The 26060-nt window shown below is 42.6% G+C and carries 21 protein-coding genes and 9 tRNA genes; 15 read left to right on the top strand and 15 right to left on the bottom strand.

What is annotated here, in order from left to right; translation table 11 throughout:
- The first annotated feature begins 100 nt into the window (after nucleotides 1–100).
- The 13 genes from KO511_RS18990 to tldD all read left to right on the top strand — a co-directional run bounded on the left by KO511_RS18990 (nucleotide 101) and on the right by tldD (nucleotide 16697).
- A complete protein-coding gene (locus KO511_RS18990; protein WP_215988957.1) occupies nucleotides 101–601 on the top strand; it encodes a type II secretion system protein in 501 nt (166 codons plus the stop codon).
- Complete coding sequence (locus KO511_RS18985) at nucleotides 579–1148, top strand: prepilin-type N-terminal cleavage/methylation domain-containing protein (protein WP_215988956.1); 570 nt, start codon at nucleotides 579–581, stop codon at nucleotides 1146–1148. The genes KO511_RS18990 and KO511_RS18985 overlap by 23 nt, the downstream gene beginning before the upstream one ends.
- Nucleotides 1148–1936: a PilW family protein gene (locus tag KO511_RS18980; protein ID WP_215988955.1), complete on the top strand. Its 789-nt coding sequence runs from the start codon at nucleotides 1148–1150 to the stop codon at nucleotides 1934–1936. Before KO511_RS18985 ends, KO511_RS18980 begins: the two co-directional genes overlap by 1 nt.
- A complete protein-coding gene (locus KO511_RS18975; protein WP_215988954.1) occupies nucleotides 1908–2330 on the top strand; it encodes an MSHA biogenesis protein MshP in 423 nt (140 codons plus the stop codon). Before KO511_RS18980 ends, KO511_RS18975 begins: the two co-directional genes overlap by 29 nt.
- Nucleotides 2327–5803, top strand: a complete 3477-nt coding sequence (locus KO511_RS18970) for a DUF6701 domain-containing protein (RefSeq protein ID WP_215988953.1) — start codon at nucleotides 2327–2329, stop codon at nucleotides 5801–5803. The genes KO511_RS18975 and KO511_RS18970 overlap by 4 nt, the downstream gene beginning before the upstream one ends.
- 201 nt (nucleotides 5804–6004) lie before the next feature.
- The gene (locus KO511_RS18965; RefSeq protein WP_114787462.1) at nucleotides 6005–7048 is read left to right on the top strand and encodes a rod shape-determining protein; all 1044 of its coding nucleotides are present in this window, start codon (nucleotides 6005–6007) and stop codon (nucleotides 7046–7048) included.
- 57 nt (nucleotides 7049–7105) lie between these two features.
- A complete protein-coding gene (mreC, locus tag KO511_RS18960; RefSeq protein ID WP_215988952.1) occupies nucleotides 7106–7993 on the top strand; it encodes a rod shape-determining protein MreC in 888 nt (295 codons plus the stop codon).
- Nucleotides 7983–8471 carry a rod shape-determining protein MreD gene (gene mreD, locus KO511_RS18955; protein WP_215988951.1) on the top strand — a complete coding sequence of 163 codons (489 nt, stop codon included), beginning with the start codon at nucleotides 7983–7985 and terminating at the stop codon, nucleotides 8469–8471. Before mreC ends, mreD begins: the two co-directional genes overlap by 11 nt.
- Nucleotides 8472–8474: 3 nt before the next feature.
- A complete protein-coding gene (locus KO511_RS18950) occupies nucleotides 8475–9035 on the top strand; it encodes a Maf family protein (protein ID WP_215988950.1) in 561 nt (186 codons plus the stop codon).
- Between the two features lie 23 nt (nucleotides 9036–9058).
- The gene (gene rng / locus KO511_RS18945; RefSeq protein WP_215988949.1) at nucleotides 9059–10528 is read left to right on the top strand and encodes a ribonuclease G; all 1470 of its coding nucleotides are present in this window, start codon (nucleotides 9059–9061) and stop codon (nucleotides 10526–10528) included.
- A gap of 7 nt (nucleotides 10529–10535) precedes the next feature.
- Nucleotides 10536–14411, top strand: a complete 3876-nt coding sequence (locus tag KO511_RS18940) for a YhdP family protein (protein ID WP_354668178.1) — start codon at nucleotides 10536–10538, stop codon at nucleotides 14409–14411.
- Nucleotides 14412–14423: 12 nt separating this feature from the next.
- On the top strand, nucleotides 14424–15242 hold the full coding sequence (locus KO511_RS18935; RefSeq protein WP_215988990.1) for a carbon-nitrogen hydrolase family protein: 819 nt from the start codon (nucleotides 14424–14426) through the stop codon (nucleotides 15240–15242).
- 9 nt (nucleotides 15243–15251) lie between these two features.
- The gene (gene tldD / locus KO511_RS18930; protein ID WP_215988948.1) at nucleotides 15252–16697 is read left to right on the top strand and encodes a metalloprotease TldD; all 1446 of its coding nucleotides are present in this window, start codon (nucleotides 15252–15254) and stop codon (nucleotides 16695–16697) included.
- Nucleotides 16698–16784: 87 nt separating this feature from the next.
- Here the strand turns inward: tldD and KO511_RS18925 are convergent.
- The 12 genes from KO511_RS18925 to mutY all read right to left on the bottom strand — a co-directional run bounded on the left by KO511_RS18925 (nucleotide 16785) and on the right by mutY (nucleotide 20648).
- Nucleotides 16785–16860, bottom strand: a tRNA-Asn gene (locus tag KO511_RS18925).
- A 6-nt stretch (nucleotides 16861–16866) separates the two neighbouring features.
- A tRNA-Thr gene (locus tag KO511_RS18920) sits at nucleotides 16867–16942 on the bottom strand.
- Between the two features lie 36 nt (nucleotides 16943–16978).
- Nucleotides 16979–17054: transfer RNA gene (locus tag KO511_RS18915), tRNA-Asn, on the bottom strand.
- 5 nt (nucleotides 17055–17059) lie between these two features.
- A tRNA-Thr gene (locus KO511_RS18910) sits at nucleotides 17060–17135 on the bottom strand.
- 50 nt (nucleotides 17136–17185) lie between these two features.
- A tRNA-Phe gene (locus tag KO511_RS18905) sits at nucleotides 17186–17261 on the bottom strand.
- Between the two features lie 332 nt (nucleotides 17262–17593).
- Nucleotides 17594–17669, bottom strand: a tRNA-Asn gene (locus KO511_RS18900).
- Nucleotides 17670–17704: 35 nt separating this feature from the next.
- Nucleotides 17705–17780, bottom strand: a tRNA-Phe gene (locus tag KO511_RS18895).
- 7 nt (nucleotides 17781–17787) lie between these two features.
- Nucleotides 17788–17863 (bottom strand) — tRNA-Thr (locus KO511_RS18890).
- 51 nt (nucleotides 17864–17914) lie between these two features.
- Nucleotides 17915–17990: transfer RNA gene (locus KO511_RS18885), tRNA-Phe, on the bottom strand.
- 103 nt (nucleotides 17991–18093) lie between these two features.
- Nucleotides 18094–19230 (bottom strand): membrane-bound lytic murein transglycosylase MltC, encoded by a 1137-nt coding sequence (gene mltC, locus KO511_RS18880; protein WP_215988947.1) that lies wholly within the window; start codon nucleotides 19228–19230, stop codon nucleotides 18094–18096.
- 70 nt (nucleotides 19231–19300) lie between these two features.
- Nucleotides 19301–19573 carry an oxidative damage protection protein gene (locus tag KO511_RS18875; protein ID WP_215988946.1) on the bottom strand — a complete coding sequence of 91 codons (273 nt, stop codon included), beginning with the start codon at nucleotides 19571–19573 and terminating at the stop codon, nucleotides 19301–19303.
- A gap of 19 nt (nucleotides 19574–19592) precedes the next feature.
- Nucleotides 19593–20648 carry an A/G-specific adenine glycosylase gene (gene mutY, locus KO511_RS18870; RefSeq protein ID WP_215988945.1) on the bottom strand — a complete coding sequence of 352 codons (1056 nt, stop codon included), beginning with the start codon at nucleotides 20646–20648 and terminating at the stop codon, nucleotides 19593–19595.
- 181 nt (nucleotides 20649–20829) lie between these two features.
- Between mutY and trmB the strand changes: the two genes are divergently transcribed.
- Nucleotides 20830–21549, top strand: a complete 720-nt coding sequence (gene trmB, locus KO511_RS18865) for a tRNA (guanosine(46)-N7)-methyltransferase TrmB (protein WP_215988944.1) — start codon at nucleotides 20830–20832, stop codon at nucleotides 21547–21549.
- A gap of 99 nt (nucleotides 21550–21648) precedes the next feature.
- Entirely contained in the window at nucleotides 21649–22569 is a 921-nt protein-coding gene (glsB, locus tag KO511_RS18860; protein ID WP_215988943.1) for a glutaminase B, read from the top strand.
- 71 nt (nucleotides 22570–22640) lie between these two features.
- Here the strand turns inward: glsB and KO511_RS18855 are convergent, their stop codons facing one another.
- The 3 genes from KO511_RS18855 to KO511_RS18845 are packed head-to-tail and all read right to left on the bottom strand — an operon-like array spanning nucleotide 22641 to nucleotide 25934.
- Nucleotides 22641–23933 (bottom strand): hypothetical protein, encoded by a 1293-nt coding sequence (locus KO511_RS18855; protein WP_215988942.1) that lies wholly within the window; start codon nucleotides 23931–23933, stop codon nucleotides 22641–22643.
- Nucleotides 23920–25023, bottom strand: coding sequence for a PLP-dependent cysteine synthase family protein (locus tag KO511_RS18850; RefSeq protein ID WP_215988941.1), 1104 nt, complete (start codon nucleotides 25021–25023; stop codon nucleotides 23920–23922). The genes KO511_RS18855 and KO511_RS18850 overlap by 14 nt, the downstream gene beginning before the upstream one ends.
- Nucleotides 25020–25934, bottom strand: a complete 915-nt coding sequence (locus KO511_RS18845; protein WP_215988940.1) for a DUF1015 family protein — start codon at nucleotides 25932–25934, stop codon at nucleotides 25020–25022. The genes KO511_RS18850 and KO511_RS18845 overlap by 4 nt, the downstream gene beginning before the upstream one ends.
- Nucleotides 25935–26060: the final 126 nt, after the last annotated feature.

Below are 26060 nucleotides of genomic sequence, written 5' to 3'. Positions count from 1 at the left end.
CTCCTCTAACGAATTCTCCGTATAAATGGGATAGAGTCGACGCCAGTTTTGATATTTAGCACCTATAATTAAAGCGAAAAATAACCCACTCAAGGTTTATATGCCTATTAAGCAAGACCAAGGCTTTACACTCGTTGAGCTTATCACCATTGTTATCCTGCTTGGGATTGTCTCTTTATATGCCTCCAGTCGCTTTTTTGGTAAAAGCGGTTTTGATGCTCAACTTCTAGAGCAAGAAGTGCTTTCTTCTTTACGTTTAACCCAGCTTAGGTCTATGAATCGCATAGGATTTTGTGGCCGCTGGATGGTGAGCAATAATCAAGTGATGCAAATCTCTCCAGCAGTCTCAGCAGGCTCTTGCAGCACCACTCTTCTTACAGACACCAGTGACAGCAGTTATGTCAACGGCCAAGAAGCCAATGTTCAGCTTAGCCTTGATGCTGATGGCAATGTGAATTTTATTGATTTCGATGGCTTGGGTCGTCCGCAGCAATGTTCAACAGCGGAATGTACGGTGACGCTTGAAGGGCAATCAGGTACGCAGCGCTATATCTGTATTAATTCACAAGGGGGTATCTATGCCAAAACATCAAATTGCTAAGATGTTTGGCTTTACTCTGATTGAAATGATCCTTGTCATCACCATCATGGCCATAGCCATTGGCGGCGTATCAACGGCACTTTTTCCAAGGGGAAAACAAAGCGCTGATCAAATTGCAGCGGTGAAAGCGGCTGAGCTGGGGCGAGCTGTGATGGATGAAGTGCTGGGCAGAAACTTTGACCATAACTCAGGGCCAAATGGTGGTCTCCCTGAATGTGTTTTGTCCGGCGTATCAGGGGCCACTTGCACCATATCAACCGCTTTAGGCCCAGAAACTGGCTCTGGAGAGAGTAACAACACACTTTATAATGACGTTGATGACTTTAACGGTTTTAATGGTAGTGCGCGAGATGTGTTGGGCGTGACCCTCAGTGAGGGTTATCAAGGTTATAACATAGCAATTGCGGTTTATTATGAGGCTTTGAATGGCGTAGAGATGCAAGGCACGCCATCTACCAGCATCACCCATTACAAACGAATCGAAGTGACAGTGACCGACCGCCAGGGTAACCAGTACCCATTTGCGGTTATCAGAGGGAACTATTAATGCAACTAGAGCGCGAGCGTGGTTTTACCTTAATTGAAATGGTGATTTCAATTACGTTACTCGGTATTGTTGGTTTGTTTATCGGTGAGGTGATTCGCCAGTCTTTAGTACTTTATTCTGACTCTGCCACTCGTGAGACATTGATTCAACAAGGCCGCTTTGTTACCGAAAGGCTACGCAGAGAAATCCGTGAAGCGGTACCTAATAGTGTGATAGTTAGCAGTGATTGCATTGAAATCTTACCCATTACCAATAGTGCTATTTATCTCGATCTTCCCTCACCATCTGCCGCGTCTTCTGCGATTCGAGTTTTGCCAATCGAGAAGAGTATTCCGGCCAATGAGAGAGTGGTTGTTTACCCAACTAGTGCCGCTGAGCTTAGATCCGATGTAACCGCTATAGGCCAAACAGCCCAAGTTCAGACAGCGGTTGATTTTGCTGTGAGTGGAGCAATGACAAGTATGGTGGATGTGACTTTGACGCAATCAAGCGGATTTGTGACACTTAGTCCTGCTGATCGCCTTTATTTCTATCGAGAGCCCGTGGCATTTTGTCTTGTGGGTAATGAGTTATTGCGCTATTCCGGCTATTCTTTAAACAGAGCCTCGTTGGCGCCAGCTTCCCTAAATACTGGAGTTCGAGTGGCGGGTAATCTCAGCGATGTGAACTTTATCGTTGAACAACCACAGTTGCAACGCAATGGTTTGGTGAAAATGGTACTCATATTTCAAGACAATGGAGAGCAGGTAAGGTTTGATCATGATGCGCTTATTTACAATACGCCATAAACAAACCGGCAGTGGCCTGCTGCTGGTGGTGTTTATTATTGTGGTTGTGGTTGGCTTTGTCGCCTCAGTTGCTAACCGAAACCAAGAGCGTAGTAGCGATCAATTTATCGCCTCAGTGATAGGCACACGGGCTGAACTTGCGGCGCGCTCTGGGGCTCAAATCGAGCTTAGCCGTTTCTATCAAAATCCATCTAGTGGAATTTGCCAGTCTCTTTCTGTCCAAACGATAATCCTACAAGGCAATGGTTTTTTTCAATGCTCAGCCAGCGTGAGTTGTGCTTCTATTGGTTCACTTGATGATAGCCGAGAAATTTTTCAGCTCACTTCTACAGGGACCTGTAGTGTCGGTGACTGGCAATTGCAAAGAGTGATTCAAGTGGGGCTTAAGCAATGAAATGGTTATCTTCTGTTGGCTACTTTTTACTAAGCTTGCTTTGTTCCGCCTTTGCGTATGCAGCACCCTTGTGTACTGATATTTTTACCGACCCTCCATCGGGAAATCAGAGTCCTAATGGTATTGTTCGCCCGTCTTCAGATGTTATTGGTGCTAAGCGAGGGAAGTTAGAGTGCAGGAACGGAAGGTGTGAGGTTAATGGACAAGGGGTTACGGTAGATTTTCCTCCTGGAGATTGGAACTTTAATGATGGTGATCTCAAAAATGGCACCATACTCAATAGTACAGGGACCACTGCACGTTTTTATTTTGATACTCTCAAACTGTCAAATGCAGATATTAATGTAGGTGGTAACCCAGAAGATTTATTTATTTATGTTGCAGGTAGCCTCTCTATCACTGGGCAAAACAACGTCAATGGGATCATTTACGTTGCAGGCTCAGTCAATGTCGCTGGTAATGCTGATATAACAGGAGCGATTGGCGCTGGAGGGGCTCTGACAATCGGAGGTAACAGTGATGTCATTATAGATCCTGATGCAATTACCAATGCTGACCTATTGGATATGTGTGATGGTGGATCTAATCCATCACCACAATGCTTTAGTGATGATTTCAATGCGGGGTCATTGTCTGATTTATGGGTGACCTCAACCAGTAAAGGCTCTTTTCAGCCTCAAATTATAAGCAATAGACTGAGGTTTACCCAGGCTGTAAGAAATCAGGCAACGTCTTCTACTTATCAGCGCCTATTTCCTGCCGCAGACAATTTAGTTGAAATTGAGTTTGACCATTTTGCTTATGGTGGTAATGGAGCTGATGGTATAGGGATTGTGCTGTCCGATGCTCTAGTGACCCCAAGAGCAGGAGCTTTTGGGGGGCCTCTTGGTTATGGTTTTAAGCCGAATGAACCGGGTTTTGCTGGTGGTTGGCTTGGGGTTGGTATTGATGAATATGGTAACTTTTCTAGAGAGGGAGGCCAGGGTTTTGCTCCTGGAAGAAGGCGACAGTCTGTTGCAATTCGTGGTTCAGGGCTAGATGAAACTGGTTACCGATACTTGGCGGGCGCTTGTAATAACGGGCAGACTAATACTGGTGGCAGTTGCTTGTCTCCAACCGTGGATAATAATAATTCAGGTTCGATTCATAGGTATCGAATTGTGGTGGACTCTCAGGTGAGTAATCAGTCACAGGTAGAAATTTCACGTAAAATCGGCAATGGGGCTTGGCAGTCAATTGTTGGTCCAGTCAATGTGTTAGATAGCCAGTATAATCAGGCAGCAGTACCTGCTGACTTTTTACTATCTGTAACAGGTTCGACGGGTGGTAGTACCAATAACCATGAAATCGATAATTTTGAAGTTTGCGCACTTCGCTCACGTCCAATAGACGAGCAAATCGATCATTTTAGAATTACCCACACAGGGCAAGGCATTACCTGCAACAAGTCTGAAGTAACCATACGGGCCTGTAAAAACGCAACATGTAGTGACCTGTTTACTGATAATGTGACGATTTCTCTGGACCCTTCGAGTATCTCTGGCGGTGGTGGTTGGGAAGGTGGCAATTCGCAGAGTTTTACTGGTGGTTCAGGGACCTTTTACATTAGAAAATATCAACCTGGCACAATAACTTTGGATGTTATGGGTTCTAATCCGCCCGCTCGACCATTTTCCACTAATTTATGCCAAATAGGCAGCGGAGGCTGGAGTGCAGCAAATTGCGATCTAGTCTTTTCCGACAGTGGTTTTGAAATTGATGTGCCTGATAAATACGCCGCTGAAGCTGTAGAGGTTACCATAAGTGCGGTTAAGCAGGGTGATAGTAATACTAAGTGTGATGTTGGTTTTGGCAATGTGACTAAAAGTGTGGCCCTCTGGAGTCAGTATTTAAACCCTACAGCGGCTGATATCATTGGTGATCCTAAAGTGTCTGTTGATCCAACTGGAACATATGTTGCACTTAATACAAGTGAGTCAGGAGCGGATAATTTTAACTTGGCCTTTGATAGCAATGGCCAAACAAAGTTTGATCTCAACTATGACGATGCAGGGCAGATGCAGCTCAATGCTAAATTTACTGGTACGGCTGATGAGGCTGGCTTAGAGCTATCCGGAGCGGGTAACTTTGTGAGTTTTCCCGCTTCTCTTGCTGTAGTAGCAAAGAATTCTGCTGGAATGGAAGAAGAGTGCACCAGCATCGATGCATTTTGTAAATGGTTTACCAAAGCGGGTGCGAGCTTTAGCCTTGAAGTGACAGCACTAGGTCAAACCAATCAGCCAACACCTAACTACACACATAGCGCCATCGATGTTGCTCATAAATTAGCCTCTCCTGATACTGCAACTTCTCAGGAAGGTACTATCATCACCGAAAGTTATGATCATTCTGCTGTGGCTGGCAGCACTAACATTGTTCCTCAGTCTTTATCAGAAGTCGGTGTGTTTGATTTCACGGTAACGCCGCCTACCAGTTACTATGGAAGCAGTGAAAAAACCATTACACCAGCCAAGAGTGTGTATCTGCGTTTTATACCTGCTTATTTTGCGGCGTCGGTTTTTCAATCACCTACTCTGCAACCGACTTGTAACATCTTTAGCTATATTGGCCAACCTTTTGGTTATCTAGTAGAGCCCCGTTTAGCGCTAAACCCCAAAGCCACTAATGGTTCTGATGTTACAAATTACCAGTTTGGTGACTTTTGGCGTTATGACAGTGATTGGCCTGCGCGTGTATACAGTGATAGCAATAGCAGTGAGTCGATTAGTTTTGAACAAGGTGTAGCAAATGTCGACAGATTTACAGACCCTAACAACGCAACAGTAGTGCAACTAAATAATGAACAGATCACATACACCAAAGCCGTGAGCCCAATTAATTTTTTCGCAGCAAGTCTTCAGCTCACTTTGGGTGCGAGCGATATCACCGATCAAGATAATGTTTGTTATAAAACAGTCGATTCGGACTCCATTAATGATTGTTTAGCTATTAGTTTTAACAGCGACAATACAATGCAGCTTTACTGGGGAAGATTGCTCCTCAATGATACCTACGGCTCTGAGCTTTCTGCGCTGAGGCAAAGGCTTGAACTGCAATATTACAACAGCAACCAGTTTGTCACTAATACAGTCGATTCTTGTACAAACTTTGGTCTCATTACCGACTTTTCTTTTAGTTCAAGTGATTACACAGTTGTTACCAGTGGTAGCCAGACGCCGCCTGAGGTTAATGCCTCCCTGACATCAGCCACCGCTAGCAGCGGCGAATCTTGGCTTGAGTTTAGTGCTCCAGGCTCTGGAAATATGGGGACCATTACTTCTTCTTTTGATATGCAAAGTAACGGAGTACCATGGCTTAGGGAAGATGTTGGTAATGACGGCAGTCTCGATGATGATAACTCGGTTTCTGGGCAGGTTCAGTTTGGTATTTACCGAGGTAGCGATCGAGTGATTTGGTGGAATGAACAAAACTAAGGTTTTACCGTGAACAAAAAATCATCGCAAGCGATAAACAAGCCTCATTCATTGCTTGATTTTTCGACTTTGGTTAGGAATCTGTTAGAAATTACACGTTTCACCCCATGTTTATAGCTCAATGCCTTGCTGATATGGCTAGGCATTGGTACATTTAGAGCAATTTTCTATCTTCTAATTCTTTCAGGACGAGCGAAGAGTATGTTCAAAAAACTTCGTGGCATATTTTCTAATGATTTATCTATCGATTTAGGTACTGCCAACACACTTATATACGTCAAAGGACAGGGTATTGTTCTTGATGAGCCTTCAGTCGTCGCTATCCGTCAAGACCGTAACAGAGCAGGTAAAAGTGTTGCTGCTGTGGGACACGGAGCGAAACAAATGTTAGGTCGTACTCCGGGGAATATTTCGGCGATTCGTCCAATGAAAGATGGCGTGATAGCTGACTTTTATGTCACAGAAAAAATGCTGCAGCATTTTATCAAACAAGTGCATGACAATAGTGTATTAAAACCTAGCCCGCGAGTTCTTGTTTGCGTGCCGTGTGGTTCTACCCAAGTTGAACGCCGCGCTATTCGTGAATCTGCACTTGGTGCGGGCGCTCGTGAGGTTTATCTTATTGATGAACCCATGGCGGCAGCAATTGGTGCGGGCTTGCGTGTTTCAGAGCCTACAGGTTCAATGGTGGTCGATATCGGCGGCGGTACAACAGAAGTAGCGGTTATTTCGTTAAATGGTGTAGTTTACTCATCGTCTGTGCGTATTGGCGGTGACCGCTTCGATGAAGCCATCATTAATTATGTTCGTCGTAACTATGGCAGCTTAATTGGTGAGGCGACGGCAGAGAAGATTAAGCACGAGATTGGTTCTGCGTACCCAGGTGACGAAGTAGAAGAAATTGAAGTTCGTGGCCGCAATTTAGCGGAAGGTGTACCACGAAGCTTTAGTTTAAACTCCAATGAAATCCTCGAAGCATTGCAAGAACCTTTGACAGGAATTGTTTCTGCAGTGATGGTTGCGCTTGAACAGTGTCCACCTGAACTTGCGTCAGATATTTCAGAAAACGGAATGGTTCTCACCGGTGGCGGTGCTTTATTGAAAGATCTTGATCGCCTTCTGACTGAGGAAACAGGTATTCCAGTAGTAATTGCAGAAGATCCGTTGACCTGTGTTGCACGTGGTGGTGGTAAAGCTTTAGAAATGATCGATATGCATGGTGGCGATCTTTTTAGTGAAGAATAATCAAATTGGCCTAGTTCAACTTAGGGCCTTTTTGAGTATATAAGGAACTCATATTCAATGAAGCCTATTTTTGGCCGAGGACCTTCACTTCAGTTACGGTTGTTTTTTGCGGTCATTATGTCAGCCAGCCTTATGCTGGCTGACAGTCGTTTAGGCGCATTTACCCAAGTACGTTACCTGCTTAATAGTATGGTAGCGCCAATTCAATACTTGGCAGATGTCCCTCGCATTATGTTCGATGATGCTTACGAGCGGTTTAATATTCGTCAAGACTTTATGGAAAGCAATTACAAGCTTAAACGTGAAATCTTGCGTCTTAAAAACGATATGTTACTGCTCGATCAATACCGAGAAGAAAATCAGCGTTTACGTAAACTATTAGGTTCTTCATTTGTACGCGGCGAACGTAAAGTTGTGACTGAGGTTATGGCGGTAGATACGTCTCCTTATCGCCAGCAAGTCGTAATTGATAAAGGTAAGATAGATGGTGTTTACGTGGGGCAACCTGTTGCCAATGAGAAAGGTATTGTTGGCCAAGTGACTTTTGTATCAGCGCATAATAGTCGGGTGCTTCTTCTTGCCGACAGTCAAAGTGCGATTCCAGTTCAGGTGATACGAAATGATATTCGTGTTATTGCCTCAGGCAATGGTTCAATTGACCGAATTAACTTGGATCATATTCCGATTAGTCTGGATATTGAAGAGGGCGATTTACTGGTCACATCCGGTCTTGGCGGTGTGTACCCAGAAGGTTACCCAGTAGCACATGTTGCTGATGTTATGCGTGATACTGCACGTGAGTTTGCGGCGATTGAGGCTGAGCCTGTCGTCGACTTTGAACGTTTACGCTACTTACTGCTCATTTGGCCTAACGATTCTAGACAAAATAAAATTCAGCAGGCATTGCCGAAAAATAAGCAAGAGGTAACGGCTGGTGGCGAATAGTGTTTTGAAAGGCAAGATGGTTATTGCCTTGTCATTTTTAATTGCCTTAACACTACAGACCATTCCATGGCCGGGTGTTTTGGACTTATTACGCCCTTCTTGGCTGCTTTTGGTTACCTGTTATTGGGTACTCGCTTTACCACATAGAGTCAATGTCGGTACGGCCTTGATATTGGGGCTGCTATGGGATCTTTTGCTTGGCTCAACTCTCGGTATTCGTGGCATGATGATGTCAATTGTCATTTACCTAGTTGCGCTAAACTTCTTATTGTTAAGGAATATGGCGCTTTGGCAACAAGCCATCTTGATTGGTTTGCTTTCCATGATATTGGATGTGCTGATATTTTCCGGCGAATACTTAGTGCAAGATATTGCTTTCAACCCTCTATTGTTGTGGAGTGGCTTGATTAACACTATTCTCTGGCCGTGGTTGTTTTTATTGATGCGCAGAGTCAGAAGACATTGGCATGTGAGGTAGAAAGTGGAAAAGAAATTGGTGTTGGCATCAGGCTCTCCGCGGCGTAAGGAACTGCTTTCGCAACTTGGGTATCAATTTAGCGTTATTCGAACCGATGTTGAGGAATATCAGCACCGAGTTGAAACGCCGTTTCAATACGTTGAGCGCCTTTCTCAAGATAAAGCTCTGGCGGGTTTAGAGCAGGAAAATGAAGCAATTGTTATTGGTTCAGACACTATTGTGGTTTGTGATAATGCTGTACTGGAAAAGCCCAACAACTTGGAACACGCTAAACAAATGCTGATGTTATTGTCTAACCGATCTCATCAAGTGATGACCGCCGTGACCATAGCAAGTAAAGAACAACAACAAACTGTAGTAGTGACTACAGATGTTTGGTTCAAGCCAGTGTCAGAACAAGAAATAGAACAATATTGGCATACTGGTGAACCATGCGATAAAGCTGGTAGTTATGGAATCCAGGGAATTGGAGGACGTTTTGTAACGCGTATTGAAGGTAGTTATCATGCTGTGGTAGGTCTGCCATTATTCGAAACCGACCAGCTCTTGCTCAAATTCTTATAGCTTTAAAATATTGAGGTGCACCCATGAGTGTAGAGTTGTTAATCAATGTGACCCCTAGTGAAACTCGAGTGGCCATGATTGAAGGGGGAACTCTTCAAGAAATTCATGTTGAACGTGAAGCAAAACGAGGCATTGTTGGTAATATCTATAAGGGCAAAGTCAGTCGTGTATTACCCGGTATGCAAGCTGCTTTTATCGACATTGGCCTTGATAAAGCGGCTTTTCTTCATGCCTCTGACATTGTTCCTCATACAGAGTGTGTGGCCGAAAATGAGAAGCAGCAATTTCAGGTTCGTGATATTTCTGAACTGGTCCGTCAGGGCCAAGATATTGTTGTTCAAGTCGTCAAAGACCCCCTTGGTACTAAAGGCGCGCGCCTGACTACCGATATCACTATTCCTTCTCGCTATTTAGTTTTTATGCCGGGTGCTAGTCATGTTGGTGTTTCCCAACGCATTGAGAGTGAACAAGAGCGTAATCGACTTAAAAAAGTGGTTGGTTGTTACTGCGATGAAGAGGGAGGCTTTATTATCCGTACGGCCGCGGAAGGGGCTGATGATAAAGAGCTATCTCAAGATGCAGCTTTTCTAAAGCGCCTATGGTCTAAGGTGAATGAGCGGCGTACTAAGTACAAAACGCGCTCTACACTTTATGCTGAGTTAGGGCTTTCACAGCGAATCTTACGAGATTTTGTCGGTACAGAGTTAACCAAAATAATGGTTGATTCTCGATTGGAAACCGAAAATCTTAAAGAATTCACTTCAGAGTATGTTCCCGAACTTACCAGTAAGCTTGAATTGTATACTGGTGATAAGCCTATCTTTGATATGTACGACACTGAAAATGAGGTTCAACGTTCTTTGGACCGAAAAGTGGAGTTAAAGTCGGGAGGTTATCTCATCATAGATCAAACAGAAGCAATGACGACGGTTGATATTAATACTGGTGCTTTTGTTGGTCGTCGTAATCTGGAAGAAACTATATTTAATACTAATATAGAAGCCACTCAGGCGATAGCTCGTCAATTACGATTACGTAATCTAGGTGGAATCATCATTATCGATTTTATTGATATGATGTCTGAGGCTCACCGTAAGCGAGTACTCACCTCTCTTGATGCTGCCTTAAGTAAAGATAGAGTGAAAACCAGTATCAATGGTTTTACTCAACTCGGTTTAGTTGAAATGACGCGCAAGCGAACCCGAGAAAGTATTGAGCATGTTTTATGTTCTACGTGCCCAACTTGTGAAGGTCGAGGTAGTGTCAAAACTGTAGATACCGTTTGTTATGAAATTTTACGCGAGGTCACTCGAGTAAATCGAGCATATGATGCGGATAAATTTGTCGTTTATGCATCTCCAGCGGTGGCAGAAAATCTGCATGGAGAAGAATCGCACGCGTTGGCTGAGTTGGAAGTTTTTATTGGTAAACAGGTTAAAGTGCAAGCTGAGCCTCTATACGTACAAGAGCAATTTGACGTTGTTATGATGTAGGCTGTTTGTGAATAAATTATCGACGCAACATATTTTTCGTGGACTGATCTGGTTGTTGGTAGTGTTTCTTGTCGCCTTAGCTGTGATGGTGACTACTCTAAGGATCGCTTTACCTAAGCTTAATCATTTCAAAAGTGAAATCCAACTCTGGGTTAATAAAGGGTCAGAGCTGGATTTTGAAATTGATCAAATCAGTGGTTTTTGGCGTAATACTCATCCTTCCATATCACTAAAAAATGTTCGGGCGAATACTCCTGAAGCCAGTGGAATTCACTTTTCGGTACAAACGGTTGAAATTGAGTTTGACCTTATTCAGTCACTGCTAGATATGAGGCCTGTAGTGGCTGATTTGAGCATGTATAACCTCAATCTGGACCTGAGCTCAATAGCATGGGCTCAGTCCGGAGGTAAAAAGGTCTTGCAGCCAAAAACAGAACAGCAGAATGTTGTTCAGAAGTTAGATCAATTATTATTGCGCCAATTAGACAGTTTCTTACTGCAAAACTCAAAAATTCGTCTTCAAGGTATTGATGGCTCTATTCGAGAGCTAGATATCAGTCAGCTGTTTTGGCAGAACAAAGGGCGACGTCACATCGCTGACGGTGAGGTGAGTATTGCAGATACCAACCTAAACTCTGCTCAGGTCAAGGCTGATTTTGTTGACCATGGTTCTTTAGCGGAGGTCAGTGGTGAGTTTTACTTAGCCGTCGATAATATTTTGATTACACCTTGGCTGACTCAGTATCTTCAAACAGAGACAGGGATCAAGAAAGGTCAAGTCAGTCTCAATAGCTGGATTGCTCTTGACCACAATCAGCCGATTAGTGCCTATGTTGAGTTAGAGCCTTCGGAGCTAATTTGGAAAGAAGGTCAGCAGCATGAGTTGATGATCGAATCTGGTATCTTACAGTTAGAGCCGACTGATAATGGTTGGCAAGTTAATGCTCACTCAGTTAAATTGCGAACTGATCATGAGCCTTGGCCGGAGCTTGATATTGCGTTTAAGTGGCAACCTGAATATTGGCTTCTTAACGTATCACAACTAGATCTGAAAGCAGTTTCTCCCTTAGTCAAATTGTTCCCACACTCTGCGCAAGCATCACAATTACTTGAAACATTAAAGCTTGATGGCACAGTTGAAGATGTTCGAGTATCAATGGATGGGGAAGATATTGATTCTCTCAAATATTCATTGCAACTCATCGATGGTGAGATGGAGCAATGGGATCTACTACCGGGCGTTAAGCACTTATCAGCGAATATTTCTGGTGACCGTTATCAGGCTAAATCAAGAGTAAGTCTTATCGACGATATTTTACCCTATGGTGACGTTTTTCAGGCGCCGCTTAATATTAAACAAGGTCAATTAGACATTGTTTGGCAAAGTGATAGTAATGGTTGGACTTTGTGGGCTGACAAAGTCACGGTGGCAACGCCTGATCTTCAAGTCTTAGGGGAGTTTCGCCTAGATTTTCCTAACAATGAAAGTCCATTTTTGTCCTTTTATGCTGAGGCCGATCTCTACAATGCAGGAGAAATATGGCGTTATTTACCTGCATTGGCTTTAGGGCGAGATTTAACCGATTACTTATCGAGTGGAATTCAAGCTGGTAAAGTTAAAACGGCAAAGTTGCTATGGTACGGTGAATTAGGAGATTTTCCATACAATAATAACGAAGGGGTATTTCAGGCGTGGGTTGGACTAAAGGACGCCAAGTTTAGTTTTGATACGGCTTGGCCGACAATTACTGACTTACAGCTAGATCTGCTGTTTCAAAATGATGAGTTATACCTTGACTCTCATGGCGCGACGTTAACTGATATAAAAGCAACCCGTATAACTGGTCAAATACCACGACTTGGACCTGGCGGGCATATTGAAATCGAAGCAAGTGCAGCTGCAGAAGGTAACTCAGTTAGAGATTATATGATGGCTTCGCCACTTGTTGACTCGGTTGGAGCCGCTTTAACTGCAGTGCAAGTTAAAGGGGAGGTTAAGTCAAATTTTAAGCTTAATATTCCTTTTGATTCTGAAGCTGAAGTTCGCGCTTGGGGCGATGCCGTTTTGGATAATGCTCAAGTTACTATAAAAACCCCAGAAATGAACTTAGAGCATGTGTCCGGGCGGATTGAATTTGATAATGACGTCGTACGCGCTGCTGGGTTAACTGGCAAACTTCTTAAGCAGTCAATTGCACTTGATTTTAGAGGTGAAAATGCAGAGCAGGGATACGATGTAAACATTGATGTGATAGGTGACTGGGAACTCAAACCTTTGACGCCATATCTGGGTAAACGATGGACAAATCCAGTTAATGGGCACGCACCTTGGCAAATGGGTATCGCTATTCAACTTAACGATGTTGGCTTTTCTTATCAAATTGATATTAGTGCTGATCTTAAGATGGTAAGCAGTAACTATCCTTATCCTCTTAATAAAACACTTGAACAGCCTTGGAAGGCTCGAATGCAAGCGTCAGGAAATCAAGAAAGTATTAGTGCTCGTTTACAACTCCCAAATCTTAAATATCAAACGGAGATTGATATTCGTTCTGAGACACCAGTGCTAAAAGCTACTAATCTTATTTTGGGTAAAGGTAGCTTTAAAATTAGCCCAATCTCAGGCCATCAGGCACAGGTTCGCATTGATAAACTTAATCTAGATAAATGGGCAGATTTGATCTCTAACCCTAGTAATGATGACAAAGCTGCACTAGATGATATGAATACGCCTCAAATCCCTATGCCTAATCGCATCGATTTAAATGTTGAAGAGCTGACATTGGGTAGTATCTGGTGGAATGACGTTGATTTCAGAGCTAAACGTAAGAGTTTGGGGTGGCATATGAGTTTAGAAAGCCAAGAAGCATCAGGAGAAGCAAACTACCTTGAACCCTATGATCTTTCTGTTTCACTAGACAGGCTACATGTCTATGTCCCAGCTTTGGATAAGGAATATAAAGAAACGACATTGTTTAAAGCAGGTAGAGACCAAAAGGAACTGATTAGTGATTTTGAACGTTCGTTTCATAAGTACATTCCAAACATAACTCTAGCAATCGATGATTTTTGGTTGCAAGGATATAAGGTCGGTAAAGTACTCTTAGATTTAGAACGCCACGGAGAAGCTCTTGAATGGAAAAAGCTTAATTTAGAAAGTGGTAGCAGCAAGGTCGATATGAGCGGCTCTTGGCGCCTTGACCAGCAGCAGAGCCATACTCAGTTCAATATTACTATGTCTGGTGAGAATAATAGTGATGTTATGGAGCGCTTTGGTATTACATCAGGAATTCAACAGGCGCCATTTGATCTTGATTCCCAAGTGGAATGGGATGGTTCTCCATGGTCAATGAAAGTCAATACTTTGGAAGGGCATGTGGCTATGAAGCTTGGCAAAGGTCAAGTTACTGGAGCGAGTGGCGCAGCAAGACTCTTGGGATTGTTTAGCCTAGATTCGATTATTCGTAAAATGCAGCTTGATTTTAGTGATGTATTTGATGGTGGTATGGCTTTTAACTCTATCACTGGTAGTGGTGATATCAAGAATGGTATTTTCCTGACAAATGATATCAAAATGGATGCCTTAGCTGGTGAGATGGCAATTAAAGGGCTCGCTAATTTAAACTCAAAGACAGTCGATGCTGAAGTTAACTTTGTACCAGATATTACATCGGGAATTCCTGTTCTTACAGCATTTGCGGTCACACCGACAACCGCTTTATATGTGTTAGCGATAACAACAGTAATTTCTCCTGTGGTTGAGGTGTTTACTCAAGTCAACTACCAAGTTAAGGGGCCTCTTGATAATCCAGAGGTGAAAGAGCTATCACGCAGTAAAGGGGAATTTGAGTTGCCTGAGACTCTCCGTGAGACAATTAAATAGGGAATATAAATGATGCCCAAAATAGGAATCATTCAGATGACTTCTGGGCCAGATCTTCAATCTAATCTGGCTTATATCAAGCATCAGGTCAGATTGTTAGCCAAACAAGGGACTGAGCTCGTAGTGACTCCGGAAAATAGTTTAGTTTTTGGTTGTCGTGAAAACTACCACCAAGTTGCTGAACCTTTGGGGGAAGGACAAACTCACACTCAATTAGCGAGTATTGCAAAGGCCGGAGGAGTCTATCTTGTTGTTGGTAGTATACCAATTAGACGAGCTGAAGGAGTGACGACGACATCACTGGTATACGATCCGAAAGGTCAGTTGATAGCACATTATGATAAGCTACATATGTTTGATGTGGATGTGGAAGATGCTCATCAACGCTACCGTGAATCGGAAATATTCACGCCCGGGAACCAAATTGTCACCGTCGATACACCAATTGCGCACCTTGGCCTCACGATATGTTATGACGTGCGTTTCCCGCACTTGTATAGTGAACTCGTGCAGCGAGGTTCGAATGTGTTGCTTGTCCCGGCAGCATTTACAGCAGTAACAGGTGCGGCTCATTGGGAACCATTATTACGAGCTCGTGCTATCGAAACTCAAAGCTGGGTGGTCGCTGCAAATCAGACTGGTATTCACCCGTGTGGTCGCGAGACTTGGGGGCACTCAATGGTAGTGTCTCCTTGGGGCGAGGTGGTTGCCGGTTTAAATAACCTCCCAGGCAATCTGGTTACCACTTTAGATTTAGATAGCGTTGATGTAGTTCGAGCGGCAATGCCCACTCTCAAGCACATCCGCTTTCAAACTCAATTAAACGTTTAAGAGCTATATATGACAATAAACCAAGTAGAAGATGTATTGCTAAATTCTGCAAACCTAACTGAGCAGGATATCGAGCAGACTTTAGCCAGTATAGCCACCCGTCAGATTGATTATGCTGATATCTATTTTCAGTCGAGTTGGCACGAGTCTTTAGTTCTCGAAGACAGCATTATTAAAGATGGGTCTTTTAACATCGATCGCGGGGTTGGTGTGAGAGTTGTTGCTGGTGAAAAAACAGGTTTTGCCTATTCAGATCAAATTCAATTAGATGCTCTTAAGCAAAGTGCTCATGCTGCTCGTGGTATCGCTCAGCAAGGTCAGAGCGCTCATGTAAAAGCGTTTAAGCGTACTGATAACCAACAGGTTTATAGTGCAGTTAATCCACTAGAAAGTTGGCAAAAGCAGCAAAAAACTCAGCTATTGAAAGAGTTAGACGCATATATTAGAACTAAAGAGCCTTTAATCAAAGAAGTGTCGATAAGTCTGAGTGGTGTGCACGAACAGATACTTGTCGCAGCAACTGATGGCACCTACGCGGGTGATATTCGCCCACTCGTTCGCTTGTCAATTAGTGTACTTGCACAGCGAGGTGATCGTCGTGAACGTGGTAGTGCTGGTGGTGGTGGTCGCTTTAACTATGATTTCTTCCTTGGAGAAGAGCAAGGTAGCAAAGTTGCTTATCAATATGCTGATGAAGCGATACGAACGGCTTTAGTTAATTTAGAGGCAGATGCGGCCCCTGCGGGTGCTATGCCGGTTGTCTTAGGTTCTGGTTGGCCTGGCGTTTTATTGCATGAAGCGATTGGCCATGGGTTAGAAGGCGACTTTAATCGTAAAGAATCATCGGTATTTAGCGGAAAAGTTGGTGATAAAGTTACCTCTGAGTTATGCACCATAGTCGATGATGGAACGCTTAAGAATTTACGTGGCTCACTCAATATTGATGATGAGGGAGTTGTGGGCCAGTACAACACTTTAATTGAAAATGGTGTACTTAAAGGGTATATGCAAGACAAGCATAATGCGCGTTTGATGGGTGTTGAGCCTACAGGCAATGGACGCCGTGAGTCGTATGCACACTTGCCGATGCCTCGCATGACCAATACCTATATGTTACCTGGGGAGCATAGTCCCGAAGAAATCATCTCGACGGTAGAAAAAGGTCTCTATGCGCCAAATTTTGGTGGCGGCCAAGTCGATATTACCTCTGGTAAGTTTGTATTTTCCACATCAGAAGCTTACCTAATTGAAAATGGAAAAGTCACGCGGCCAGTCAAAGGAGCTACCTTGATAGGCTCGGGCATTGAAGCGATGCAGCAGGTATCTATGATAGGTAATGACCTTAGTATTGACCGTGGTGTTGGTATATGCGGTAAGGCGGGTCAAAGTGTACCAGTTGGAGTAGGGCAGCCTACGTTAAAGCTCGATTCACTGACTGTCGGTGGTACCGATTAAGCGTGCCTCAAAGGATTGGTACATATTGCCAATCCTCTTCAATCTAGATACTAAAAAGCCTCATCATTTGATGAGGCTTTTTAAAAGTGGCTCCCCCTGCGGGACTCGAACCTGCGACATACGGATTAACAGTCCGCCGTTCTACCAACTGAACTAAGGGGGAATAATATGGTGCCGACTACCGGAATCGAACTGGTGACCTACTGATTACAAGTCAGTTGCTCTACCTACTGAGCTAAGTCGGCATCTTGATCAGCAGACGTTACCTACTGATTTAAAAGTGGCTCCCCCTGCGGGACTCGAACCTGCGACATACGGATTAACAGTCCGCCGTTCTACCAACTGAACTAAGGGGGAATAAATGGTGCCGACTACCGGAGTCGAACTGGTGACCTACTGATTACAAGTCAGTTGCTCTACCTACTGAGCTAAGTCGGCACACTTTATCTTTTATTGCTCGTGATCTTACACCAACAATGCATAAATTGTGGTGCCCGGAGGCGGAATCGAACCACCGACACGAGGATTTTCAATCCTCTGCTCTACCGACTGAGCTATCCGGGCAACGAGATGTATTAAACGGTTTTTCGTCTTTGAGGTCAATATTAAAATGCAAAAAAAATATTGTTTGCTGTTTTTCTATACTTAATGGGCTGTTTTTACTCATTTAGGGCTAGAAGTGTATAGGCTGTAATAGAAGTTAACTTTAAAACTGCAGGAAATAATAGAACAATATAGCGAAGAAGCGCTCATTTGAACTTGAGTTTCTTCGTTCTGATTAAGAAATAGGTTATGGAAACGTTTTTCACTCAGTATCAAGAAGTTTGAAACAAGCTACAGCTTTGCAATGGTGGTGTAAAAAAAAACCTCATCTATCGATGAGGTTTTTCTAAAAGTGGCTCCCCCTGCGGGACTCGAACCTGCGACATACGGATTAACAGTCCGCCGTTCTACCAACTGAACTAAGGGGGAATTATTTGTGTTACCAAAGGTAAAGCACCAAATAATGGTGCCTCGAGGCGGAATCGAACCACCGACACGAGGATTTTCAATCCTCTGCTCTACCGACTGAGCTATCGAGGCAAATAAATGGTGCCGACTACCGGAGTCGAACTGGTGACCTACTGATTACAAGTCAGTTGCTCTACCTACTGAGCTAAGTCGGCACGTTTTTACCTGTTGTTGTTCGTGATTTCACACCAACAACGAATATATTGTGGTGCCCGGAGGCGGAATCGAACCACCGACACGAGGATTTTCAATCCTCTGCTCTACCGACTGAGCTATCCGGGCAACGGAGCGCTATTAAACGGATTTTCCACCGTAACGTCAACTTGTTTTTAGAAAAAAATGTAAAAAACGAGTTGAGTGCCGATAATTTAGACACTTTGCGCTTTTAAGGCTTGCCAGTGTTAAAATTCTTTTTGTATTTTGTGACTTTTTCCAAGTATCTGCGTGCTTCTGCATTTGGGTGTTTCTTCGTCAAAGCCCAATAGACTTGATTGGGTTGTAATGAGTTGAGATCGCGCATTGCCCGTTTTCTGTCATTGCGATTAAAAGTATTTAATACACCTCCAGTTCCTCCGTTGTAGGCAGAAATCATACTGTATTCTAGAGATACGGGGTTTTGTACATCTTTGAGGTAACGATTTTTTAGAATGTAGAAGTAGGCCGTGCCGGTGTCTATGTTCTTTTCTGGGTTGAATAGATATTCAGGAGAGGGTTGCCCTGACGTTTTCTTAACCAGTTTAAAGACATCGCGCCCTGCAGTTTTCGGGACGACTTGCATTAATCCATATGCATTAGCCCAACTAACTGCATAAGGATTAAAACTGCTTTCGGTTTTGATAATGGCATAAATTAAATCTTCAGGAATGCCATAGCGATTCGAAGCACGTTGAACTATATCAGCATATTTGTAGCTGCGAATTTCCACTTGGTCTTCAACCATTGGAATTTCAACATAGTAAGCTTTTTTGAAGTCGACATCTTTAACTTTGAGTTTGTTGGCAATCAGATAGTCAGCAAATCGATTAGCGCGCCATGACCATTGAATTGGTTTATTGTCTTGATCGACTACTTGGCGGTATAAAAATGGTTGCCCTTCAAGCTTAATACCTTTGGAAGAAAATAAATCTACATTGGCTGGATCATCCGGGGTAAGTAGGGTGGTGATAATCGCATTCCTGAGGTGCCCTTTGGGGTCGGTTGGTGATACGGTTTCTATTACGATTGTGCCTTTGTCAAAATTGACTTCTGAGCGACTGAGATAGTTATCGATATATTTTACGTAGTTACTTTTACCTGCAAATTTAATTTCCTTTTGACCCCATCGTTTTTTGATGTTGCCTGAAAAGCTACTGATTAAAGCATCTAAAGCGGTTGTGTCTTTTTGAAATTGGCCCGGTAATTCGGCCAAGTTTTTCACAAAGCGGTTTGTTGGTTCATAGTTAACATCGTAGATGTTCTCAATAAATTCACGGCTACATCCAGCAAGTACTATGGCCAGTAAAAAGTAAACTAACTTTTTCATATATATCCTAAAAAATGACATCAAGGCGAAGTATTGATGTCATTTTTATCTCAAATCTAAAGGGTGCACTCTAGTCACTAGGTGGAGTATAGCCTTCAATATGGACATCTTTTCCTTCGAACAAGAAATTGGTCATTTCTGTTTCGATTAATTTTCTGTGTTCAGAGTCCATCATATTAAGTTTTTTTTCATTGATGAGCATAGTCTGTTTGTGTTGCCATTCAGCCCATGCTTGCTTAGAAATATTATCAAAAATACGTTTGCCAAGCTCTCCAGGATAAAGCTGAAAGTCTAGTCCTTCTGCGTCTTTTTTTAGTCGAGCACAAAATATGGTGCGGCTCATAATGATTCCTTTGAGTAGTTTAATTTTGAAGTTCGGCAGGCAAGCTATCCAATAGTTGTTTTACAGGAGCGGCTAAGCCTACCTCTTCAGGTTGTAATAAGTTATACCAAAGACCGTTATTTCCTTCCATCACGATGTTAGGTTGCTTTGATAGGTTTACCAAAATTGGAGTGATGTCGAGGTGATAATGGCTAAAGGTATGGCGAAAAGCGATCATTTGTTCATGGCGTTCAATATTACTATCGCTTACACCACGTACAGTTAGATGATGACTAAATTCTGATTGAGTATGTTCTGGAAAACAAAACAATCCACCCCATATGCCAGATGATGGACGCCGTTCTAACCATACTTGGCCTTGGTAATATAATATAATGAACCAAGTTGCTTTTATTGGTTTCTCTTTTTTAGGTTTTTTACCAGGATAATCAAGTATGTTGCCCTGCTTATGTGCCAAGCAAAATGTTAATACTGGGCATAAGGAACATTTAGGCTTACTGCGTGTGCAAACCATGGCCCCCATATCCATCATTGCTTGATTGTATTTGTCGGTATCAATATGCGGCGTATGGTGTTGTGCATGTTGCCAAAGTTGATTTTCTACTTGCTTTTTCCCCGGCCAGCCTTCGACCGCAAAATTGCGGGCCAATGTGCGTTTTACATTGCCATCCAGTATGGCGTGAGGTTGTTTATGAACAGACGATAATATAGCTGCTGCAGTAGAGCGGCCAATTCCCGGTAGTGCATTCATCTCTTCGATGTTAAGAGGAAACTCACCTTGGTATTTGCTGGCAACAATTTTAGCTGCTTGGTGTAAGTTTCTTGCTCGGGCATAATAACCAAGACCTGTCCACAGGTGCAGAACTTCATCCTGTGCAGCATTAGCGAGCTCTATGACATTCGGAAAACGTTCTAAAAAACGCTGGTAATATGGAATAACGGTGGTTACCTGAGTTTGTTGAAGCATAATTTCAGATAGCCATACGCTATAAGCAGTTTTGTTTTGTTGCCATGGTAAGTTTTTTCTTCCATAGCTTTCGTACCAAGTTAGGATTGCATTAGCAAAAGGAGTCACGACTTGCTCAATATTATTGTGTAATTAGGTAAAATTGCATCACAGATTATAGGTAAAGTTCAACCGATAAAGAGTAAGGGTTTATTCTATGTCGAATACATTAAAAAACTTGCACCAGTGTCGATTCTTTGGATAATCACAATCCCTTTAGGTCGAGAGCAATTTTTAAACAGGCAAAATCATGAGTGAAGTGACCACTAACGAATACAATCAAGACGGTAAGTTGATACGCAAAGTACGCAGCTTTGTACGCCGTGAAGGTCGATTAACCAAAGGTCAAGAAAACGCAATGAATGAATGTTGGCCTACTATGGGGATTGACTATCAGTCACAATTTCTTAATTGGAAAGATGTATTTGGTAATGACAACCCGGTAGTTCTGGAAGTCGGTTTTGGTATGGGTGCATCTTTGGTTGAGATGGCAAAGAACACACCAGAAAAAAACTTCTTGGGTATTGAAGTGCATAGCCCTGGAGTTGGCGCATGCCTTGCCGATGCAAGTGCGGCAGGTATTACCAATCTAAGAGTTATGTGTCATGATGCTGTAGAAGTATTTGCTAACATGATTCCAGATAGTAGCCTTGCGACATTGCAGCTATTCTTTCCGGATCCGTGGCATAAAAAACGTCATCACAAGCGGCGTATTGTTCAACTAGACTTTGCTGAGATGGTTCGTCAGAAGTTGATTATAGATGACGGTATCTTCCATATGGCGACAGATTGGGAAAATTATGCCCAGCATATGATTGAAGTGATGAATCAAGCGCACGGATATGAGAATATCGCTGAGGGCGGTGATTTTGTTTCTCGCCCTGAAGATCGTCCTCTAACCAAGTTTGAAGCTCGTGGTCATCGTCTTGGTCATGGAGTATGGGACATTAAATTCAAACGTGTTAGCTAAATCGCCGGCAAATTAATGCGAATGAGGAAGCCAACATCACATTGTTGGCTTTTTTTACCCTACAAGAAAAATAATAAGCCTTTACAAAATAGGTAAGCAATGAAACCAACAAAAGAGATATTAGCCGATGTTTTACAAGAGGTTCGGCCGTTAATTGGCCAAGGGAAGGTGGCTGATTATATCCCTGCACTGGCTAAAATACCTGCGAGAAAGCTGGCAATTGCTGTTTTTACCAATCAAGGTGAAGTGATTAAAGCAGGAGATGCTGATGAAGCTTTTTCCATCCAGTCTATATCCAAAGCACTAAGCCTAACTTTAGCGATGGGGATGTATACGCCAGACGAAATATGGGCTCGTGTGGGTAAAGAGCCCTCTGGACAAGCCTTTAATTCCCTTATTCAGCTCGAGATGGAACAAGGTATTCCCCGCAACCCTTTTATCAACGCTGGAGCGATTATTGTTGCTGACTTACTGCAAAGCCGATTATCAGCCCCTAGGCAGCGCTTACTGGAATTCGTTCGTCAGCTATCGGGTGATACCCATATATGCTATGACAAAATTGTAGCAGCGTCAGAAATGATGCACAGTGACCGTAATGCGGCTATTGCCTATTTAATGCGGTCTCTTGGCAATTTCGATAATGATGTTATTCCAGTATTGAACAACTATTTTCACGCTTGTGCACTCAAAATGAGTTGTGTGGATTTGGCTAAAACCTTTAGTTACCTTGCCAACAAAGGTACCTCAGTTCAAACAGGTAAACTTGTTGTAACGCCAACTCAAACTAAGCAGCTTAATGCATTGCTTGTCACATGTGGACTCTACGATGGAGCAGGAGAATTTGCCTATCGAGTTGGAATGCCAGGTAAATCTGGAGTGGGTGGTGGCATCATTGCTATTGTGCCCGGAGAGATGACAATTGCTGTTTGGTCTCCTGAGCTAGACCCTTCTGGGAACTCTTTAGCAGGAACGCGAGCTTTAGAGATTCTATCTGAGCGTATTGGTCGTTCGATTTTTTAGCGCTGAATCTTTGAGCCAATGAATATACAACTATCCCGCTTTATTACGGGATAGTTGTATTGAGACTCGCTTTAGTTTTTTGGCTGTATAGCGTCTAACTGACGAGTTTTCATTGCTCCTCCTAGTAATGCGATTTCAAGGCACATGGCCAGTATGACTTGAATTGCAATGATAGATAGGGAGAAGCTAAACCACACAGTACCGGCTACTCCAACCACCATATATAGGTTCGCAGCTAAAGCGGCTTTACCTATTGCATTGGTCGCATTTTTTAGCATTAGTAACCCCATCAAATAATGTTGAATCGCCATGAGCATAGGCATTGCAAACAATACTAACAACACTGAATGCATTGTATTTGCAAGCTGTGTATCGCCACTGACATACAGTAAAAGCAATGAACTGCCTAGTGGTGAAAAAGCCAGTAAACCAAGAATGAAACTGAATCCTATGCCAACCAGTAATGCAAATAGGCGTAAGTGGTCTCTTTCAACTGTATGTTCGCTATCAGGTAGAGCTTGTAGGTGACGAATGACAAGTTGTTGAAGCATACGCACCCCATTACTAATACTGATCACTAACACCCAAACGGCCGCCCATGCTGCAAGTTGTTGTTCTCCCAAGAAAGTAATTAAAATAGGTAGCATCAGGCGTGCTCCCCATAATGTGATCATCGACTGTGCTAATGGCCAGTAGTAGCGTCCCATAGATATCATATCAATAGGTAAATCATTCAGTGCTTTTGATTCAAAGGCCTTTATACGTTTCACGCGCCAACGGACATAGACCAGCTCTGCTAATACACCGCATAATAATGCTCCTGCGACAATGAGTGGACCTGAATTGGTTATGAGTGATAGGGGAAAGGCGATACACATTAACACCAAGCACCGTAAAATGGCTCCTTTGGCTATTTGTGTCGATTGCCCTGCGTATATCATTTGTCCTTGCCAGTAGCGACGTAACGCAATCATTAAGGGCCAAGGACAGAGTAGTAAAACCATCAATGAAGCTTGCTTCCAAATTTCAGATTGAATGGAAACGAGGCTACTAATCTCTGGAAGTAGCGCCAGTGCGGACATGCTTATCGTCAGGGTAGTACCTAATGTCACCACAAAGATAAACAAAACTTCGCGACTTTTCTTTGCTACTGACATCATATTAGAGACGGGCAGAACAGAAATGATCGGGCTCTCAAAAAATACAGCAATTGCTTTACCTAGTGCGAATGCCGCTAGATTTAGAGTGCTATTTGGTAGTGATGCTAGAACAAAAATGATAATAGGATCGCCGAGTGCCATTACCATGTCACTTAAGGACATTGGCGCGAATTCTTTAAGATAACGTCGATTATGAGATTGCATCAATAACACCCTCCCCATGCATATGCGGTTCATATACTGGATCTAACTGTTTAATATGAGTATCCAGTTCTCGGTCGTTATATAAAGAAATCTTTGAATGGGCTAACCAGTCTGGGTTGTAGACAGTATCTAGATAGCGATCGGCTCTGTCTGGATTGATCAGTATGATTTTTTCGTGTTGTACTTTTGCCCGTATTGCATAAGCAAGACCAGCGCTGACAATGGCACCAGTAGAAGCACCTAATAACAAGCCCTCTCTTTTTCCTAAATGATGGCACATAGAAAACGCCATCTGGTCAGTGACATTATAGGCGTAGTCAATATCGCTAGGTTGAAAGGCTGGTGGTACAAAAGATAGTCCGAGTCCGGTCATTTTGTAAGGGTGCCTTGGTTTACCGAAGATCCCAGAACCTGCCACATCGACAGCAATAATTTTTGTTGTAGGACTGTGGCTTCGAAAATACCGAGCGATCCCTGATAGTTGTCCTGCGGTGCTAATACCAATCACGATTGCATCGGGTAATTTGGGGAAAGCGTTGGCAATCTCAAACGCAGTGTAATAATAGTGCGCAAGAGGGTTATCAGGGTTAAGGTGCTGACAGGGATAAAAAGAATTTGGCATTGTATCAGCAAGCTTTTTCGCATGTGCCATGCGCGCTTTTTGCATCGACCCTGCGCTATCTGCCAAGCTAAGGGGAACTTCTTCGAGAGCGGCGCCATAAGCATTAAGCATTTTTATGACTGGAGGAGGTGTTTTTGCGTCAATGACGATGATGACTTGGTATCCTTTGGATGCACCAATACTCGCAAGTGACATTCCAAAATTACCAGAGCTGGACTCAATAATGGTACCGCCCTGTTTTAACAGGCCTTGTTTCTCGGCTTGGTCGATTAGGAAAGCCGCGTTTTTATCTTTTATACTTCCGGTCGGGTTACATGAATCCATCTTTACGTAGAAACTATTATGTAAGCATAATGAGTGGATCCTATTCAGCTTTATATACGGCACATTACCGACAGCCTCCGATATAGAGTTGGCAACAAGCTTGTGACTATATTCATTTTGGGACTTTGTATTAGTCATATTCATAGTGAAGATCCTTCCAGAATGAATTTATTTGAATAGGAATTGGCAATGTTTTGTAAGATGTTCTCATCAGGTTTATGTCTAAAACATGTCGATTTAATTGGCATTTTTCTTCCAGATATACCCTCATCAATAACATGAGAGACGTCTGAATGTATGACTTTAATCGAAATGCAATCTTTAAAATCCGTAGGATTTTCTGGGGATGTATTTATTGTAGATATTTCATGAAGAGTTTGTAGTCTTTGATAAATAAGAGTGAAGTCATTGGTATTAAAGATGTTTTTCTCTTTATGCCGATAGCCCCACTCTTTTTCATTGAAAGTGATCTTGAAGTCGGCTTCATCCAGTTGACATGAAGTAAGCCAGTTTTTAGTTATGTTATCAATTGTACTCGTGATATTGGTTTTACTTTTTAAATGGCAATATATTTCGTTAAACTCAAACGATGCTTGAGAAGATGATATCAAAAATACAGGTAGGCTTAACTGGTACTGATTTTTCTTAATTACTTCATAGCGGTGATGGCCATCTGCAATTAAGAAGCTTGGTATTTTTTCTAAGGATTTTCTTATCGTTTCAGCTTGATAATAATTCTCTAACTTTGAAATGGTATGCTGCATTCCGTCATGACTTGGGAAAGATATTTTATTCTCTGCTTGAGAAAACCAGTTATTAATGATGTCTAAAGGAAAATTATTGCTATCAGTAATCCAAAAGCTAGGTGGGTAATTATTTGGTGATACGTTTTCTAATACCCTTACTCTTTTAGGGTTGGTTTTTTCATGGGGGATAATAGATCTTGTGAGTTCTGATTTGTGGTTATGGTTATACAATAATCCAGTAACCTGATGATGGGTTTTATTCCAATCACCTTCAATTCGATAAATGAAGTATGAGTTTAAATCTAACATAAATATTTCCTTTAACTGTTGTTATGCCTACGATATATCGCATTGTTTAACTGATTTATATTTTTAAAGTTAAAAGGAAATGGGTGGTCGGAAAAATGAATATAATGGTGATAGGTAAATATTTAA

The organism is Vibrio hepatarius, assembly GCF_018860525.1.
In the GTDB taxonomy this organism is placed as follows: domain Bacteria; phylum Pseudomonadota; class Gammaproteobacteria; order Enterobacterales; family Vibrionaceae; genus Vibrio; species Vibrio hepatarius_B.
This window is presented reverse-complemented; position numbering and strand designations above follow the sequence as displayed.